This window comes from Thermogutta sp. (assembly GCF_039793925.1).
Taxonomy (GTDB): Bacteria; Planctomycetota; Planctomycetia; order Pirellulales; family Thermoguttaceae; genus Thermogutta.
The window spans coordinates 1-1,259 of the sequence record NZ_JBAMME010000126.1 but is presented as its reverse complement, the minus strand read 5'-3'; the positions used below and the strand labels follow the sequence as shown (position 1 = coordinate 1,259).

At 56.5% G+C, this 1,259-nt stretch carries 2 protein-coding genes; both read left to right on the top strand.

Annotated elements, in window-relative coordinates; translation table 11 throughout:
• The first annotated feature begins 225 nt into the window (after positions 1-225).
• A complete protein-coding gene (locus ABJK56_RS04745) occupies positions 226-651 on the top strand; it encodes a hypothetical protein (protein WP_347243517.1) in 426 nt (141 codons plus the stop codon).
• A gap of 65 nt (positions 652-716) precedes the next feature.
• Positions 717-1,259: hypothetical protein (locus tag ABJK56_RS04740; protein ID WP_347243516.1), on the top strand; the 543-nt coding region annotated here is incomplete at its 3' end.

The window sequence follows — 1,259 nt, the reverse complement described above, 5'->3', positions numbered from 1 at the left end:
TGACGATCTGGGGAGTTTACCGGGGGGCACGGGCCTGGCTCAGCCCCTTAGGGAGCGCCTTGCTCACCAGTCTCTTTGTCCTTACACCCTCCACCCTCTTCGTCCAAACGGGGATCAACAACACAGCCCTCTTGATTCCCATCCAACGCCTTGATTTTTTCTGAGTTGTCATGGATATGGAAACGCAGGACCACTCAAAAATCCCTGTTACGAGCGACGATTCTGATGACGATGGGTGTCTACACCAGGACAGAGGTTCTGTTCTGGCTGATCCCGGCCGGGCTGCTGCTTTTCCGGGAAGTCCGACGGGGCCACAGTGTCCAACGGTTTGTTCCCTACATCATAGCCCTTGCCCTGATGATCTCGCCTCTGTTTCTTCGTAACGCCTTCCTTTACGGGGATCCCCTCGCCCGTCTGGCGTTAACCCGCCGGGACCCGGTCTCCCTCTCCCAGGGGATCCTGTCCGAACCCCCCTTATTTATGCGGGCGTTATTTGTGAGCCTCGGACAGGGGTTCATCTTCGCTCCCGATTGGATTTATATCCCAATCGCGATCCTGTTTCTGGCTGGCTGGGGGGATTGCTCCGAACGTTTCGCGGAGATATGTCCTCTTTCGCCTGGCCGATGCTTCTCCATACGGTTGTTCTTTTGATCGCTTCCATCTCGCTCGGCTTGCGTTATTTTGTTGGCGGTCCTCGGTATGTAGGAGCCAGCGGCGTGTCTGCGTTCTTCTTTTGGGCTATCGGCTATGAGGGGCTATGGCCTCATCCGGTCCGGCGCTATGTTTACGCTGTGACCCTGCTTGCCTGGTATGCTCTCCATCTCATCGTATTAATAGAAGTGCTCTTCCCGGTTTATGTGCCCCGTCCGGCTCCCCGAGCCCACTGCCCTATCGCGACGGTTGATGGGAAGATAATCCTTCATTCGGCGTATGTAGAGCCCGGGTACGCGGAACCTGGAGAGACCGTGACGGTCCGTCTGGTCTGGGAGGCCCTGGAACCCATCCGCGGAAACTATGCCGTTTTTGTCCACGCCCTGGAGCCTCACGGGGATGTCGTTGTGGCTCAGGAAGACACATACCCCCTGTACGGGAACTATCCCACTATGCTCCGGGTTCCTCGTCAGCCGTTTGAAGAAATCCATCGTCTCCGGATGCCGAATGCCCTGGATATTCCCTATGTCCGGTTGACCGTTGGGATGTATCGTTATGAGACGATGGAACGGTTGCCAGCATTCGCGCCAGATGGAACACGATTTCAG